Here is a 741-nt window from a genome sequence, read left to right as displayed (position 1 = left end):
ACGGTGGCGCGGTTCGTGTTTTCCGGATCGTGGTTCCGTGCCGCTCGGTTCGTGATCAGGATGGCGGCCGGTTCCGGCGGGCCGCGAAGAAGTCCGCCAGCAGGCGCGCGCACTCCTGTTCCCGCACGCCCGTGACCACCTCGGCGCGGTGGCGGAGGCGTGGGTCGCGGACGGTGTCCCACAGCGAGCCGGCGGCGCCTGCCTTGGGGTCGTACGCGCCGTAGACGAGGCGGCCCACCTGGGCCAGGAGCAGCGCGCCCGCGCACATCGCGCACGGCTCCAGGGTGACGACCAGGGTCGTCCCGGGCAGCCGCCAGGTGCCGGCATGTGCCGCGGCGGCGCGCAGCGCCACGACCTCGGCGTGGGCGGTCGGGTCCCGCTCGGCCTCGCGGGCGTTGCGGCCCCGGCCGATGATCGTTCCGTCGGCGTCGGCGACCACGGCGCCGACCGGGACGTCCCCGGTTGTCAGGGCCCGCCGCGCCTCTGCCAGGGCGGCGCCCATCAGCGCGGCGAGGCCGGGCGTGCCCGGGTGGGGGAGGCCCCCCATGTCAGCTCCCGATCTCGTCCAGGATGTCGGCGCAACCGGCACGCTCGCTGATCGCCGTCACCACGTCCGCCGGCAGGAGGCCCTCTTCCGTGATCAGTTCGAGTAGCGTGTCGGCGTCCGTGCCGAGATCGGCGAGCAGGTCGAGGTCACCGACGGGCTGTCCGCCGGCCGGTGTGTCGTCGGAGTCGTCGTCG

At 74.9% G+C, this 741-nt stretch carries 2 protein-coding genes; both read right to left on the bottom strand.

Annotation, left to right across the window (positions count from 1 at the left end):
* Window positions 1-55: 55 nt before the first annotated feature.
* On the bottom strand, window positions 56-547 hold the full coding sequence (gene tadA, locus NBW84_RS04335) for a tRNA adenosine(34) deaminase TadA (protein ID WP_250281928.1): 492 nt from the start codon (window positions 545-547) through the stop codon (window positions 56-58).
* Between the two features lies 1 nt (window position 548).
* A partial coding sequence (locus tag NBW84_RS04330; protein WP_445548631.1) for a tRNA adenosine deaminase-associated protein occupies window positions 549-741 on the bottom strand: 193 nt, incomplete at its 5' end.

This window comes from Protofrankia sp. CiP1_Cm_nod2, from assembly GCF_920664355.1.
GTDB lineage: Bacteria > Actinomycetota > Actinomycetes > Frankiales > Frankiaceae > Protofrankia.
Note: the sequence above shows the minus strand (reverse complement) of the source record. Positions and strands in the feature narration are given on the sequence as shown.